Annotated in this window: 15 protein-coding genes; 3 read left to right on the top strand and 12 right to left on the bottom strand. The window is 66.7% G+C overall.

Going from position 1 to position 15,157, the window contains the following annotated elements:
- Positions 1-32 precede the first annotated feature (32 nt).
- From rlmB to ACOQPH_RS17255, 6 genes are all read right to left on the bottom strand, one after another.
- Complete coding sequence (gene rlmB, locus ACOQPH_RS17280; protein WP_420622548.1) at positions 33-773, bottom strand: 23S rRNA (guanosine(2251)-2'-O)-methyltransferase RlmB; 741 nt, start codon at positions 771-773, stop codon at positions 33-35.
- Positions 774-1,017: 244 nt separating this feature from the next.
- Positions 1,018-1,575, bottom strand: coding sequence for a 2-C-methyl-D-erythritol 2,4-cyclodiphosphate synthase (gene ispF, locus ACOQPH_RS17275; RefSeq protein WP_420622547.1), 558 nt, complete (start codon positions 1,573-1,575; stop codon positions 1,018-1,020).
- An 11-nt stretch (positions 1,576-1,586) separates the two neighbouring features.
- Positions 1,587-2,225 (bottom strand): IspD/TarI family cytidylyltransferase, encoded by a 639-nt coding sequence (locus ACOQPH_RS17270; protein ID WP_420622546.1) that lies wholly within the window; start codon positions 2,223-2,225, stop codon positions 1,587-1,589.
- Between the two features lie 203 nt (positions 2,226-2,428).
- Positions 2,429-3,706, bottom strand: a complete 1,278-nt coding sequence (locus tag ACOQPH_RS17265; protein WP_420622545.1) for a hypothetical protein — start codon at positions 3,704-3,706, stop codon at positions 2,429-2,431.
- A 264-nt stretch (positions 3,707-3,970) separates the two neighbouring features.
- On the bottom strand, positions 3,971-4,762 hold the full coding sequence (locus tag ACOQPH_RS17260; RefSeq protein ID WP_420622544.1) for a hypothetical protein: 792 nt from the start codon (positions 4,760-4,762) through the stop codon (positions 3,971-3,973).
- 83 nt (positions 4,763-4,845) lie between these two features.
- A complete protein-coding gene (locus ACOQPH_RS17255) occupies positions 4,846-7,347 on the bottom strand; it encodes an ATP-dependent Clp protease ATP-binding subunit (protein ID WP_420622543.1) in 2,502 nt (833 codons plus the stop codon).
- A gap of 165 nt (positions 7,348-7,512) precedes the next feature.
- Between ACOQPH_RS17255 and ACOQPH_RS17250 the strand changes: the two genes are divergently transcribed.
- Complete coding sequence (locus ACOQPH_RS17250; RefSeq protein WP_420622542.1) at positions 7,513-8,532, top strand: polyprenyl synthetase family protein; 1,020 nt, start codon at positions 7,513-7,515, stop codon at positions 8,530-8,532.
- A 2-nt stretch (positions 8,533-8,534) separates the two neighbouring features.
- Positions 8,535-9,425: a dihydropteroate synthase gene (folP, locus tag ACOQPH_RS17245; RefSeq protein WP_420622541.1), complete on the top strand. Its 891-nt coding sequence runs from the start codon at positions 8,535-8,537 to the stop codon at positions 9,423-9,425.
- Positions 9,426-9,456: 31 nt separating this feature from the next.
- Here folP and ACOQPH_RS17240 read toward each other — a convergent pair whose 3' ends face one another.
- Both ACOQPH_RS17240 and ACOQPH_RS17235 read right to left on the bottom strand, forming a co-directional pair.
- The gene (locus tag ACOQPH_RS17240; protein ID WP_420622540.1) at positions 9,457-10,845 is read right to left on the bottom strand and encodes a 3-hydroxyacyl-CoA dehydrogenase family protein; all 1,389 of its coding nucleotides are present in this window, start codon (positions 10,843-10,845) and stop codon (positions 9,457-9,459) included.
- A 9-nt stretch (positions 10,846-10,854) separates the two neighbouring features.
- Complete coding sequence (locus tag ACOQPH_RS17235) at positions 10,855-12,009, bottom strand: acyl-CoA dehydrogenase family protein (protein WP_420622539.1); 1,155 nt, start codon at positions 12,007-12,009, stop codon at positions 10,855-10,857.
- 87 nt (positions 12,010-12,096) lie between these two features.
- Between ACOQPH_RS17235 and ACOQPH_RS17230 the strand changes: the two genes are divergently transcribed.
- On the top strand, positions 12,097-12,798 hold the full coding sequence (locus ACOQPH_RS17230; RefSeq protein ID WP_420622538.1) for a PaaI family thioesterase: 702 nt from the start codon (positions 12,097-12,099) through the stop codon (positions 12,796-12,798).
- A 60-nt stretch (positions 12,799-12,858) separates the two neighbouring features.
- Here the strand turns inward: ACOQPH_RS17230 and folK are convergent, their stop codons facing one another.
- From folK to hpt, 4 genes are all read right to left on the bottom strand, one after another.
- Positions 12,859-13,368 carry a 2-amino-4-hydroxy-6-hydroxymethyldihydropteridine diphosphokinase gene (gene folK, locus ACOQPH_RS17225; RefSeq protein ID WP_420622536.1) on the bottom strand — a complete coding sequence of 170 codons (510 nt, stop codon included), beginning with the start codon at positions 13,366-13,368 and terminating at the stop codon, positions 12,859-12,861.
- Between the two features lie 119 nt (positions 13,369-13,487).
- Positions 13,488-13,925, bottom strand: coding sequence for a dihydroneopterin aldolase (folB, locus tag ACOQPH_RS17220; RefSeq protein ID WP_420622534.1), 438 nt, complete (start codon positions 13,923-13,925; stop codon positions 13,488-13,490).
- 8 nt (positions 13,926-13,933) lie between these two features.
- The gene (locus ACOQPH_RS17215; RefSeq protein WP_420622533.1) at positions 13,934-14,452 is read right to left on the bottom strand and encodes a hypothetical protein; all 519 of its coding nucleotides are present in this window, start codon (positions 14,450-14,452) and stop codon (positions 13,934-13,936) included.
- A gap of 80 nt (positions 14,453-14,532) precedes the next feature.
- The gene (gene hpt, locus ACOQPH_RS17210; RefSeq protein WP_419554807.1) at positions 14,533-15,084 is read right to left on the bottom strand and encodes a hypoxanthine phosphoribosyltransferase; all 552 of its coding nucleotides are present in this window, start codon (positions 15,082-15,084) and stop codon (positions 14,533-14,535) included.
- Positions 15,085-15,157: the final 73 nt, after the last annotated feature.

The following is a 15,157-nucleotide window of genomic DNA, read 5'->3' as shown; positions in this document are numbered from 1 at the left end:
GCCGCCCCAGCGTATGGCTGAGCGCTCCGGATTCAGGCCGAGTCCCGGGCGCGGGCTGTGCCGCCGTCACCCGCGCGGGCGCGGGCGATGTCGAACAGGGCGACGGCCGTCGCCGCGGCCACGTTGAGCGACTCGATGCGCCCGTAGACCGGGATCGAGATGACTTGGTCGCAGCGGCGCTCGACCAGCGTCGACAGTCCTCGTCCCTCGGCGCCGACGACGACCACGACGGGTTCGTCGGCGACACACAGATCCTCGAGACCATCGCTCGCGTTGCCGTCGAGTCCGATCACCCACAGGCCGGCTTCACGCAGCTGCTTCAACGCTGCAGGCAGTCCTCCGACCTGTGCGAAGCGCAGATGCTCGATGGCCCCGGCAGCCGACTTGACCGCTGCGGGCGTCAGGCTCGCGGAACGATGGCGTCCCAGAACGACTCCCGTCGCACCAGCCACTTCGGCGGTGCGCAAGATGGCGCCGAGATTGCCGGGGTCGGTGACGCTGTCGGCGGCAATGAGCAGCGGAGCAGCCCCGCGATGGGGCCGAGCCAGTTCTTCCAGCGGTACCGGCCGGATCTCTTGCGCCTTTGCGATGACGCCCTGGGGCGATTCGGTGAGTGCTTGGTCACGCAGCTTGCGACGACTGGTCTCGCGCACCGGCACCCGACGATCGGCTGCCAGATCGGCGATCTCTGCCAGCACGGCGGACTCGTGCGCGTCTTCGGACAGCAAGACCTCGTGAATCTTGCGGTTGCCGGCCCGCAACAGTTCCCGCACCGCCTGACGGCCTTCGACGTGGTCGCCGCCGAGACCTCGTGGGGCGGACTGGTCACGACTGGGTGCCCCATCGCGGCGCTGGGAGTTGGAGGTCCGCCGCGCACCCGAACCACTGCGTTGGGTTGGGCCTGCTCCACTGCGCTGCTGCGCACTTGGACCGCCTCGACCTCGCGGTGGAACGTTGCGCGCTCCCCCTGGGGGCGGCTGCCCCCGACGGCGTTGCGGTTGCCTGCTCATCGGCAGGTCATTTCAGCGAGTCGGATTCAAGCATGTCGGATTCAAGCGTCTCGACGCCCGGCCGGGCGAACACCAAGGCCACAGCGTGCGCCACGATCCCGTCTCCGTGGCCGAGCCCTTCAGTCCGCTTGCCGCAGACCGTGATCGGTCCGCCCGCAGCGCTGCTGAGCCGCTCCTGCATCTGCTCCCGATGCGGAGCGATCATCGGCCGGTCGCAGACGACGGTGCAGTCGGCATTGGCCAGCTGCCAGCCGTCTTCCGCGAGGCGGGCGGCGACCCGGGCCAGCATCTCGATACTGTCAGCGTTGCGCCATCGCTCGTCGCTGTCAGGAAAGTGCGAGCCGATGTCGCCGAGTGCGGCTGCACCGAGCATCGCATCGATCACGGCATGCGAAACCACATCGGCATCGCTGTGACCTTCGAGCGGCCGCTCGTCAACAAACCGGACCCCGCCCAGCACCAACGTCCGTCCAGATTGCGCCGTCGCATCAGCAAAGGGGTGCGCGTCATACCCATGCCCCACACGGATCGTGGAGCTGAGCCCGTCGCTGTCAGCCGCCGTCACGCCCGTTGACGCTAGAGCCCGCCGCCCGAGGTGCGGCTTCGCAGGAAGGTCTCCACGATCACAAGGTCTGCCGCCGTAGTGACCTTGTGCGCCGCATCCTCACCCGGAATAGCCATCACCGTGCCACCCGCCGCCTCAACCAACGCCGCATCGTCAGTGGCCTCAGGCGATCCGGCATGCACCGCCACCAGCACCTCAAGGCGAAACGCCTGAGGCGTCTGCACGGCAAAGAGCTCCGAACGATCCACGGTCCCCACAACCAAACCGCCGCCATCGCCCCAGTCCGACACCCGCTTCAGCGTGTCGCTCACCCCAAGCGCCGGCACAACGGCATCAGCCCCGGTCCGCACAGCCGCAATGGCCGCAGCAAACAGCCCCGAAGAAGCCCCAGGCCGAGCCGCGTCATGACAGACAACCACATCGACATCCTCGGGAACGGTCCCGAGCCCAGCCCGCACCGAAGCGGACCGGGTGCCCCCACCAGCCACAACGGTGTCAACGCCGTCAATCCCCTCAACCAGCTCCTCAACCATGCGAACAGGCACCACCAAAGTGACCCCATCACAAGCCCCCCGCGCCGCTCCAACGCTCCAAGCGATCATCGAGCGCCCAGCAACAGGCACCGTCACCTTCGAAGCCCCACCAGCCACAGCGCCAAACCGAGTCCCAGCCCCAGCAGCCAATACAAGAGCCCAAGCCCGAACCACCCGCCCAGTCTGCCCCGCCCAGGAGCCCCAGCGGACGAGCGTCGCAAGGAACAACGACGCCCACCGGCCCCACGAGACGAGGGCTGCAGGGGGCCGGGTGTACCCGAGGAACGAGGGCTGCGGGGGGCGGGTGTGACCGCCCGCAGTTATGCAGTGCCCCTGCGACCCCGCGCCAGCGCACAAGGCGCTGCATCTGTTTGAAGCACGGGTACTCCCGCCCCCCGCAGCCCGGACTTGCCGTTGACGACGAACCGGACCCGCGCGCCGATCACGAAGGGCGTGCCGGGATTGTCCAACACCGGGTTGCCATTGCTGTCGGCACCGAATTGCTGGCTGATCGTCGTGCCGGAAGTGGCCCAACCCCAACTGGAGGAAGTCAGTGCGGGAGCGTTCGCACCGCTGAAGCTGCCTTTCTCCACTTGGACGGCAGTTACGCAGCTCGGCTGATTGCCCCACTGGGGCGTCAGGGTGTACGTAGCACCGATGCGGTTGCTGCCGGACAGGCGCCACGCTGCGTTCACGGTCTGGCTGACACTCCACGCCATGGACGGTGCCGGTACTTGGTATCCGGGTCGAAGCTGGTCAGCGTCGACGTTGGCTGTCTTCCACGGGCTCTGGCCGTCGTTGCCGTACACCGCGCGCACGCGGTACCGGTTGAGGCTGCAGTCGCGTGGGTGCGGCGAGGTGAACACGACCTCGTGGGGATGGCTGCCCGTGTAGTCCGCGATTTGGTTCCATGTATTGCCGCGGTCGGTGCTGTGCTGCACCTCATAGCTGGTGATCGTGAGCGGCCTCATCGGAGGGTTGTCCCACCCGATCTGGGTATACCCCCGGTGGTCGTAGGTCATCCGCAGATCGATCGGCGCCATGTACTTCCTGAAGGCTGAACGCCTGCACCAGTACTTGCTGCTGTGCTTGGCCAGCGAGCACGGATTGAGATCGGCTCGCGCCGGCACGGGAGTGTCCGGTGCGACTACTACGTCCCTCGTCACCACTTCGGAGGTGTCCGGAATGAGGGTCTTGTCGACTTGGCCGTCATCACCGCCGTTGACTTCAGCTGTCGTCTCCCGCGGGGTCCCAGTGACCGGCGGCACCGTGTCTGGCGGCACCGTGTCCGGCGGTGTCGTGTCCGGCGGTGTCGTGTCCGGCGGTGTCGTGTCCGGCGGCACAGTGTCCGGCGGCGGTGTCGTGTCGGCCGGCGGCGGCGTGTAGCTGGCCGGCAGGTCGATGCGAGTCCAGCGGGACCTGCCGCTCAGAGCGGTGTCACGCCACGCCTTGACCCGGTAGGTGTAGGCAGCGCCGGGATCGTTGGCGCTGAGGTCCGCATAACTGGTGTCAGTTGTGGAGGTGTTGTCCACAAGGGTGTGGAAGATGCCCACGGCATCGACGCCGGGTTGGCGTCGCAAGACCTGGTAGCCGGTCACGCCAGCTGCCTCCTAACCGAGACGACCGGTCAGGGGCAGGTCCATGCGAGGGGGGTGGGGGGGTATGGCATGACGTACCACTTCCTTGATTGAAGAGCCTTTTCGGGCGAGCATCTGCCAGTCGCCTGCCGCGCACGGCATCACTGGCGATGGGTTTGACCCGACTTCGCTGCAGGCTAGGTGAATCTACTGAACTCATGTAATAGTGAACAATGCTTATGCACATCGCCGCGTGAGGCTGCCGGGGTCACCCGGTGTCCCAGCTCAGCGGAAGGTGAGCCGCCGTCGCCGGCTACGCAGAGCAACAACGACCACAACAACAACGATGAGGCCAAGGACGATCCACCAGATCACAGCAATACGAGCCCCACGACTAGCTCGCTCGGCCAACCGTTCCGCCTCAGCATCAGCACCAGCAATCTCAGCATCGAACAGTTCGCCAGAAACTCGAAGGACGCGCGTACCCCCCTCGTTCAGCGTCATCACGTCATCGACAGGCAACCTTCCCGCCCCCTGGGGCACGGTCGCCTGAACCACCAGCGTCACCAGCTCATCAAGCGGAGCACCCGCACGAGCCTCGATCTCATCGATCGGCAACCCGAACAGCTCGCCCTCCAACGCGTCGGCTGTCGCCGGATTCACCAGCCCGGCGACGGGTCGATCCAAGCCGACGGTGACGGACAGCTCATAGAGCACTCGTGCGCCATCGCGCGAGCCCACGAACGTCGCAGATCTGAACAGTCCAGCCGAGCCGTCCGCAGGCTGGTCGATCTCGGCCAGCACCTCCGCCAACTCAGCGGGAGTCCCAAACCGCTTGGATGCGACCACGCGGAGACGCTCGCCCACGGGTGCGTGCTCGAGCTGCTGGCTGACGTCCCATCCGACGAGGTCGTCGAACACGAGAAGTTCGGCCAGGTCGGGCACCGCCTGCATCACGTCGGGGTCGAAGCTGACCTCCACCGTGACTTTGCCAGCCCCGTCGTGTGCGATGTCGATGTCGACGACGATGTCGGCTCGGCAGCCCGCCGCCAGCATCAGCACGCCCAGGGCAGCCAAGACAACGCCGCGTCGCGGCCATGGCGACTTGCGACAGGATTCAAGTACCGGCGAACCGCGAGAGGGTGCCGGCCGGTGCACGGCTACTCGACGGTCGCGGCCTCTTCGAGCTCGATCGGCCCGGGGTCGAAGCCCTCGATGGCGCGGAACACGATCTCGTCGTCCTCGACGTCCACCACGATGATCTCGCCAGCGTGGAATTCCTTGTAGAGGATGCGCTCGCTCAGCGAATCCTCGACGTGGTGCTGCAGTGCACGGCGCAGCGGCCGGGCTCCGAGCTGCGGGTCGTACCCGGTACGGGCCAACCATTGCTTGGCGGCATCAGTGAGCTCCAAGCCCAGGCCCTGTGCCCGAAGCTGGTCAGAGGTGCGCTTGATCATCAGATCGACGATCTGCACCACCTCGTTGACGCTCAGCTCGTGGAAGACGATGGTGTCGTCGATGCGGTTCAGGAACTCGGGCCGGAAGTGCGCCTTGAGCGCGTCGCTGACCTTCTCCTTCATCCGGTCGTAGCTGGCGCCCTCATCGGCGGTGGCGAAGCCCACCCGAGCCTTGCGCAGGTCGGCGGTGCCCAGGTTGGAGGTCATGATGAGCACGGCGTTGCGGAAGTCGACTGAGCGGCCTTGCGCATCGGTCAGCCGGCCTTCTTCCAGGATCTGCAGCAGCGTGTTGAAGACGTCCGGGTGGGCCTTCTCGATCTCGTCGAAGAGCACCACCGAGAACGGCTTGCGACGCACCGCTTCGGTGAGCTGGCCGCCCTCGTCGTAGCCGATGTACCCGGGCGGCGCGCCGACGAGGCGGCTCACTGTGAACTTGTCCATGTACTCGGACATGTCGAGGCTGATCAGCGAGCCCTCGTCGCCGAACAGGAACTCGGCCAACGTCTTGGCCAGCTCGGTCTTGCCGACACCCGAGGGGCCCAGGAAGATGAACGAGCCACCGGGACGCTTGGGGTCCTTCAGGCCTGCGCGGGTGCGGCGGATGGCCTGGCTGACGGCCTTGATGGAGTCGTGCTGGCCGATAACCCGCTTGTGCAGCTCGTCTTCCATCTTGAGGAGCTTCTGGGTCTCTTCCTCGGTGAGCTTGTACACCGGGATGCCCGTCCAGATCGACAGCACCTCGGCGATGGCCTCCTCGTCGACCTCGTCGAACAGGTCGTGGCCCTCGGCTTTGGCCTGCGCGAGGACGACGGTGCGCTGCTCGAGCAGCTCCTTCTCCTCGTCGCGCAGCGCTCCGGCCGTTTCGAAGTCTTGCGACTCGACCGCCTGCTTCTTTCGCTCGGTGACATCGGTCAGCTTGCTCTCGATCTCCTTGAAGTCGGGCGGCGTCGACATGCGCTTGATGCGCAGTCGCGACCCGGCCTCGTCGATGAGGTCGATGGCCTTGTCGGGCAGGTGACGGTCGGCGATGTAACGGTCGGCGAGATTCGCCGCGGCCACCAGCGCCTGGTCGGTGATGGTGACCCGGTGGTGCTGCTCGTAGCGATCGCGCAGCCCCTTGAGGATCTCGATGGTGTGGCTGAGCGTGGGCTCGTCCACCGTGATCGGCTGGAAGCGGCGTTCAAGCGCTGCGTCCTTCTCGAGATACTTGCGGTACTCCTCGAGCGTGGTGGCGCCGATGGTCTGCAGCTCGCCGCGTGCCAGCATGGGCTTGAGGATCGACGCCGCGTCGATTGCGCCCTCAGCGGCACCGGCACCCACCAGCGTGTGCAGCTCGTCGATGAACAGGATGATGTCGCCGCGGGTGCGGATCTCCTTGAGGACCTTCTTGAGGCGCTCCTCGAAATCGCCCCGGTAGCGGGAACCGGCCACCAGCGCGCCGAGGTCCAGCGTGTAGAGCTGCTTGTCGCGCAGCAGCTCGGGGACGTCGTTGTTGACGATCTTCTGGGCGAGGCCCTCGACGATGGCTGTCTTGCCCACGCCGGGCTCGCCGACAAGCACCGGGTTGTTCTTGGTGCGGCGCGACAGCACTTGCATGACGCGTTCGGTCTCGCGCAGCCGCCCGATGACCGGGTCGAGTTTCTTGGCCCGCGCGTCGGCGGTCAGGTTGCGCCCGAACTGGTCGAGCACCAGCGAGCCGCTCTGGCCACCCTGCTCGCTGCCTTGCCCCGACGAGGCGCCAACGGATTCGCGGCCGCCGCCGGAGCCGCTGTAGCCGGATAGCTGCTGGATGACCTCTTGACGGACCTTCGACAGGTCGGCGCCCAGCTTCACCAGCACCTGCGCTGCGACGCCCTCGCCCTCGCGGATCAGCCCCAGCAGCACATGCTCAGTGCCGATGTAGTTGTGGCCCAGCTGCAATGCTTCGCGCAGCGACAGCTCCAGCACTTTCTTGGCGCGCGGCGTGAAGGGAATGTGGCCGCTCGGCGACGAGCTGCCCTGTCCGATGATCTCCTCGACCTGGCTGCGCACGGCCTCGAGCGAGATGCCCAACGACTCGAGCGCCTGGGCTGCGACGCCCTCGCCCTCGTGGATCAGCCCCAGCAGGATGTGCTCAGTGCCGATGTAGTTGTGATTCAGCAGGCGCGCTTCTTCTTGCGCCAACACCACCACTCGGCGGGCCCGATCGGTGAAGCGTTCGAACACTGGGCCTCCTGGTCTGAGCCACCCACACGGGAGCTTCGGGTCAGGTGAGCGCAGTGTAACGCTGCCCTGCGAGATCGCTCCTTTGCGGTTCTGAGGCCCTCGCGAACCTCAGACGCGGGGTGTTTCGAGCGCGGCAACCCTGCCGCTGTCGTTTACGGTTGCGCCGTGGCGCCGCTTTCCCCGTTGCAGGCCCGACCCACCGCAGACGATGACCTGGCCCGTGTCGAGACGGCGCTGCGGGCCGCGGCGGTCACTGGCGACGAGTTTCTCACCGAGGTGACCTCGCACCTGATCCCCGCGGGCGGCAAGCGACTGCGGCCTGCGTTCGTCATTGCGTCGGCGCTGGCGCTGAACCCACAAGGGGCTGCACCTACCGCAGTCACCGACGAGATGGTGTGCGGCGGCGTTGCCGTCGAACTCGTGCATCTGGGCTCGCTGTACCACGACGACGTCATGGACGACGCGCAGACACGGCGCGGCATCGAGGCGGTGAATCATCGCTGGGGGAACCTGAAGGCGATCCTGGCCGGCGACTTCCTGCTGGCCAAGGCGTCCGAGCTAGCGGCGTCGCTCGGCACTGAGGTGGCAACCCTGCTGGCCGCAACGATCGGGCGTCTGTGCGAGGGACAGGTTCGCGAGCTGCAGTTGATCTACGACACGAGCCGCACTGAAGACCAGTACTTCCTGGCCATCGGGGGCAAGACCGCCGAGCTGTACGCCACGTCGTGTCGCATCGGCGGTCTGGTGGCGGGCGTGGACTCCGCGACTCTGGAGTGCCTGTCCGCCTTCGGGCTGGCATACGGCACGGCGTTCCAGATCGTCGACGACGTGCTCGACCTGGTGGCCTCCGACGAGCAACTCGGCAAGCCGTCGGGCAACGACCTGCGCGAGGGCGTCTACACGCTGCCGGTCATCCGGATGCTGGCCAACGGGCATCCAGTTGGCGATCTGCTCGGCCAACCCCTCGACGATGCCCAGCGGGACGAGGCACGGGCCGTCGTCGTGGCAGGAAGCGAGATTGCTACCTCGGTGGAAACGGCACAGTCCTACGTGTCGCAGGCCCTTGACACTCTGGCACCGTTCGACGCGACAGCCGGGGTTGTCGGCCTGCGGGCCGCTGCGTCGAACCTTCTCGGTGTGTTGCCCCCGGTCACGACGGGCAGCCCCACAGCGGACTTCAGCTGACGGTGACCGGACCCGGGGCGCAGCCAGGCTGGCCGATCCGGCGCCGCTATCGCCACGGCCGGTGGGACCCCGGGCGCGGACCGTGCTGGAAATGGGGCACCCGCACGTACGTGATGGGCATCATCAATGCCACTGAGGACTCGTTCTCCGGCGACGGCGTAGCTGACCGGCTTGACGATGCGCTCGCGCTGACGCACGAGCTCGTAGCGGGCGGGGTCGACATCATCGACATCGGCGGCGCTTCCAGCCGGCCGGGCGCGGAACCCACCCCCATAAAGGTGGAGCGGCAGCGGGCTGTCCGAGTCATCGAGGCCGTTCGAGCCGAGCTGGACCGCCTAGGAGCCGACCTGCCGATCTCGGTGGACACGACATGGGCGGAGGTGGCAGGACCTGCGGTTGATGCCGGTGCCACGGTGGTGAACGACATCACGGGCTTTCGCCTCGACCGCCAGATGGCACCGCTGGTGGCCGAGCGCAGTGCCGCCGCCGTACTCATGCACAACCAGCGGGGCCGCCCGCATACGGACCTCGTCGCCGATGTGACAGCCGGGTTGAAGGCCAGTCTCCAGATCTGCGCGGAGGCCGGTGTGGGCACCGACCGCCTGGTGGTCGACCCGGGCTTCGGCTTCGGCTTCGGCGTTTCGCAGAACCTGGAGATGATGCGGCGACTGCCGGAGCTGTGGGCACTGGAACTCCCTTTGCTCATCGGCACGTCGCGAAAGTCGACTATCGGGGCGATCACCAACGCCGAGATCGACGATCGCCTCTTCGGCACCGCGGCCACCATCACCGCCGCCATCTGTGCGGGCATCGACATCGTGCGGATCCACGACGCCGCCCAGATGACCCAGGCCATCCGCATGACCGACGCCATCGTCCGTCCAGCCTGCTGAGCGCGAACCGTCACCCTTCAGGCTGGGTGGCTCAGCCCTCTATCGGGGCGCCAGCAACTGGTGCAACAGTGCCGTCGGGCATCAATTGCTGGCGGGTGCCATCGGCGGACGGGCTGTAGAAGGTTGGCTGGCCGGATGCCTCGAGCGTCGCCAGCATCGCCGGCAGCGGAGCGCCGACGCCGTGCAGGAACTCGATGACTCGGGCGGGTCCGAGGTGGTCGAGCATCTCGAACGGTCCGTGCACCCAGTTGAAGCCCCAGCGGATCGCGTTGTCGACGTTGGCAATGTCGTCAGCGATCTCGGGCACCAGGTCTGCCGCGTACGCCAGCGTGCCGCCGAAGATGTGCCGAGCCAGCTCGCCCTGCGGCGAATCGGCGAACAGCACCGCGCCAAGCTCGGCGGGTACGCCTTCGAGATCGGGTTCGGTGGCCGCTCGCCACTCGCCGGTCACGAGATCGAACGTCTCGGTCTTGCGGGTGCCGTCGTCAAGTCTCAGGCGCCGACTGAAGCCGCCGCCGGTCTTGCGCCCGAGCTGGCCACGGGCGACCATCGCCTGCTCCGCAGCGGGGAACTGGGCGAATTCGAGTCCCCGGTCGCCCGGCGGCAGGTTCTGGGCCAGGTTGGCGCCGACCAACTCCATCACGTCGAGGCCGATGAGGTCGATGAGCCCGTACAGGCCTGTGGGGGGCAAGCCCACCGGTGCGCCCAGCACTGCGTCGATGGTCTCGGGGGTCATGCCGTCGGCCAGGAACGGCTTGGCCTGATGCAAGCCGGACAGCATGAAGTAGCAGCCGATGCGATTGCCGATGAAGTTGACGGTGTCCTTGGCATGCACGACGCCCTTGCCGAGCCGCTCAGCCCCAAAGCGTGCGAACGCCTCGATGACCTCGGGCTCGGTGTCGGAGCCGGGCACCAGTTCGAACAGCTTCATCACCTGCACGGGGTTGAAGAAGTGCGTGATGGCCACGTCGCGCCGGAATCGCTCGCTCATGCCCTCGCTGATCTGCCGCAACGGGATGCCCGACGTGTTCGATGAGATGACCGAGCCGTCGCTGCGGGCGGCTTCGAGGCGCTCGAACAGCTCACGTTTGGTGGCGAGGTCCTCGATGACGGCCTCGCACACCCAGTCGTAGCCGGCGATGTCGTCGAGGCGGTCGTCGACCGAGCCGATGCTGACGAGTTCCTGGAAGTCGGCGTCGACCGAGTCGCGCGCTCGCTGCGCAGCGGCCTCGTCGACGTCGAGCAGCAGCACGCGGCAGCCGGCCTTTGCCGACACGGCCGCAATGCCGGCACCCATCGTGCCCGCCCCGATGATCGCTACTGAATTGATGCGCCTCGCAGGCTCGGCCGAATCAATACGCCTCGCAGGCTCGGCCGAATCAATACGCCTCGCAGGCTCGGCCGAATCGATCTCTCGCACGCCTGCTGCCTATCGGGTGCCGGTGACTTCGCGGCCGATGATCTCTTTCATGATCTCGGTAGTGCCGCCGTAGATGGTCTGTACCCGGGCATCGGCGTACGCCTTGGAGATGGGGTACTCCGACATGAAGCCGTAGCCGCCGAACAGCTGCAGGCAGCGAGTGATGAGCTTCAACTGCATCTCGGTGATCCACCACTTGGCCTCTGCGGCGTCTGTAGCGGTCAGCTCGCCCTCGTTGAGGGCCTCGATCTGGCGGTCCACGAACACCCAGGCGATATCGAGCTCAGTCTTCATCTCGGCGAGCTCGAAGCGGGTGTTCTGGAACGAGGCGATGCTCTGGCCGAAAGCCTGCCGTTCTCGCACGTACTCGACAGTCCAATCGAATGCGGCCTGCGCGTGTGCCACGCCAGTCACCGCGATGGACAGCCGCTCCTGGGGCAGGTTACGCACCAGACTCGTGAAGCCGTTGCCCTCGCCGCCGAGCAGGTTTTCTTCGGGCACGAACACGTCGTCGAAGAAGAGCTCGGCAGTGTCCTGAGACTTCAAGCCCAGCTTGTCGAGATTGCGCCCCCGCTCGAATCCCTCCATGCCCTCGGAGAGCACGATCAGCGACATGCCCCGGTGCTTCTCGCTGGGATCGGTCTTCGCTGCCACGATGACGAGGTCGGAGTTGATGCCGTTGGTGATGAACGTCTTCGAGCCATTCACGACGTACCCGTCACCGGAGCGGATTGCCGTCGTGCTCATCGAGGCCAGATCCGAGCCGATGCCCGGCTCGGTCATCGCAATGGCGCTCATCAGCTCACCGCTGCACAACCCCGGCATCCACCGCTCGGCCTGGGACTCATCGCACAGGTTGATGAAGTACGGCAGGCAGACGTCGTTGTGCAGCGTCATGCACATGCCCGAGCCAGCCACGCCGGCGGACATGATCTCCTCGTTGAGGATGGCGTTGTAGCGGAAGTCCGGCACTCCGCCGCCGCCGTGGCGCTCGTCGACGGCGGTGGCCAGCAGGCCCACGTCTCCGGCCTTGCGGAACATGGCCTTGTCGACCTTGCCGTCGGCTTCCCACTTCTCGTGGTTGGGGACAATCTCGCGCTCGATGAAGGCCCGGGCCGTTTCACGGAACATTTCGTGCTCTTCTTCAAAGATGGTGCGCCGCATGGTCCGAGCGTATGCCCCGACGGCAATGCAGGCCACGGCCCGGCACGGCGGGCGTACATCGGGGCGGCACAGATAGCGTCTCGGCCCGTGACCCAGCAGGATTCGCGCAGCGATCCGGCCAGCACCGTCGGGCCTGGACATGACTGGAGCGCCGTCGAACGGGCAGCCGCTGCGATGCGCCGGCTGAACCAGGCATTGGCGGGAAGGCAGGCCAAGGACGAGGTGCTCGACGAGGTCACAGCGGCTGTCACCGCTGCTGCTGACCGGCTGGAGCAAGGCACGCTGCGAGTGAAGCTCGACGACATGTTGAGCCGGCCATACCTCCGCGAGATCTACGAAGGCCAATTCCTCCCGCTGCCGCTCGAGGTTGGCGAAGAGATCGAGTTCGACCCCTTCTCCATCGGCGGAGGGCAGCTGCATCCGGCGTCGGTGGACGTCAGGTACTTCAAGGAATCTGACGAAGCGGTCACCGGCCTAGCCGTTGTCGACCCCATGTTTGCCGGGCCTCCCGAACGCACCCACGGCGGCGTGGTGGCGCTCATCATCGACGAGCTGATGGGCGCGCTGAACCGGATGCGGGGCCGCCAGGCCTATACGGGCCGGCTCACCGTCCACTACCGAGCCGCGACTCCGCTGGGCGAGCCGCTGCATCTGCGGGCGTGGATACATGACACCTCGGGACGCAAGATCATCCAGCACGCCGAGGTGCACGGCCCCGAGGGACTCTGCGTCAACGCCGAAGGCCTGTTCATCCTGCGCGCCGACGCACCCCCCGTCCCGGAGGCCTAGCTCCCCTCTGTCCGGGGCGGAGCGTCGAGAACTGCACCGCCTCGCGGCACCGATCGTGCGCTACAGCCCCGGCGAGGCTGCGGCCAGGTCTCGCAGCCGGTCTGGGCCAGCGATGCGCTCGCAATCCTGGTCGGCCACGGCCGCCAACTCGCCGACGGTGACCATCTCGGGTACGAGCTCCACCAACGGGTCGAGCACGAATCGGCGCTCCCGCAGGCGCGGGTGCGGGATTACCAGTTCGGGATCACGCAGGACGAGGTCGCCGAACAGCAATACGTCGACGTCGAGCGTGCGCGGTCCCCAGCGCTCCCGCCGCACGCGATGGGCAGCCGCTTCGAGAGCCTGGCACCGTGCAAGCAGCTCATAGGGGCCCTCAGCCACGCGCAGCTCGGCCACGAGATTCAGGAACGACGGCTGTGACGGGCCGATCGGCGCGCTGCGATACACACCCGAACTGGCCACCAGCACGCCAGCGTCTGCCAAGGTCTCGAGCGCATCGGCCAGTTGCGCGGCGGGGTTGCCGATATTCGCGCCCATGCCCACGAATGCCCTCACAGCGACGTTGTTCACCGGCTCACGCCGGGTTGGCTCATCGGCTCACACCGGGTTGGCTCATCGGCTCACACTGGGTTGGCTCATCGGCTCACGCCGGGTTGGCTCATCGGCTCACACTGGGTTGGCTCACCGGCTCACGCCGGGCGGCGGCGGGTGATTCGCACAGCGCTCGTGGCCAGATCGGCCGCAACGGGCGGGCGGAGCTTGGTCACCGTGACCGTGGTTGCCGTCACAGCGTCGAGGCTGCACAGGTCCGCTGCGATCAACCCGGCCAGCCGTTCGAGCAGCTGGGGCGCTTCGGTGGCGCACAGCGCGACGATGCGATCGCATGCGCCGCCGTAGTCGATGGTGTCGGCCAGATCATCCGATGCACCCGCACGGCTCAGGTCGGCGTAGAGATCCACGTCGATGCTGAGCGGCTGCGGCGCGGTGCGCTCGTGGGCAAGCGCGCCAACCACGCACATCACCCGCAGGTCGCGCAGCTCAATGCGGTCGCCGTCAGGCGACGCATCATCGACACAGCGGTCGCCGTCAGGCGACGCATCAGACACAGCGGAGCTGGGTGCAGTCACGACCGAGTTCAGCCCTCGGCTTTCCGATCAGCGAGGATGCCCAACGCCACGTCAACGACGCGGCGCCCCTCGGGCCCGACACGCTGACCGAAGATCCGCTCGGTGATGGCCGTCGCCTGCGGACCGGTGGGCACCTTGCCTGACAGCAGCAGGTACGAGGCCATGAACCCGCAGACGTCCTCGCCGACCCGTTCCTTGTGCAGCACGACCCGCTTGCGTTCGCTGGCCAACCGCGCCAGATCGTCGTGGACTGCCGCAAGGTATTCGGCCATGTCGTCGAAAGCGGGCCACGGCCGGTGCAGATACCGCAGGCTCAGCTCGTCATAGTTGTGAAGGTTGTGCGGCGCAGCGATCAGCGAGACGACCATGTCGAACCCGTTGCGGCGCAGCCAGATGATCTCTTCCTGACGACGGACGCGCCTGTGACTGGTGCCATAGCCGCCGGGACGCTCGCAAACGGCGAGGCGCTCGGCGACGACCCAGTTGAAGTTGCGGGGCTGAATGCCCTCCGCCCACTTCCCTCTCATAGCTCGCCGTCCCTGCAAGCGTGTACGGAGCCGAATTTACCGGTGCCGAACCGGCGCTGCACGGCGAACGCGCAGGAATTTCAGGCGTCTTCGGCGGCAGAAGCGTCGTACGCGCGAATTTCGGCCAAATTGCGGTATTTCTGAGCCAAATCCAACCCGTAGCCGATGACCCACACAGGCGGCAGGCGGAAGCCGATGTAGTCGACGAGGCCGTTCAGGCTGCCGTTGTGCTCGCGGGTCAGCAGTGAGCACACGGCCAGGCTGGCGGGGCTGCGAGCCAGCAGGCTGCGACGCAGGTACGACAGGGTGAGACCGCTCTCGACGATGTCCTCCACCAAGATCACGTCCCGCCCTGCGATGTCGATGTCGAGATCCTTGAGAATGCGAACAACCCCGCTGGAACGGGTGCTGCTGCCGTACGACGACACGGCCATGAAATCCATCTCGACCGCCAGGTCAATCGCGCGGCTGAGATCGGAGGCAAACATCACAGCGCCCTTGAGAACCGCCACCAGCAGCGGCTCACGGCCGGCGTAGTCGGTGGTGATCTGCGCGCCCAATTCGACGACCCGCTCGGCGATCTCGGGGCCAGAGACGAGTACCTCCCCGACAGCCGGATCGCCCGCGAGCATCGAGTCGAGGTCGCTTTGAGGCGACGGCGAGGCCGGTGCGGGCGTCACGTGAGTCGAACCTACTGGTTTCGCG

The organism is Candidatus Poriferisodalis sp., assembly GCF_965221945.1.
Taxonomy (GTDB): domain Bacteria; phylum Actinomycetota; class Acidimicrobiia; order Acidimicrobiales; family Poriferisodalaceae; genus Poriferisodalis.
Note: the sequence above shows the minus strand (reverse complement) of the source record. Positions and strands in the feature narration are given on the sequence as shown.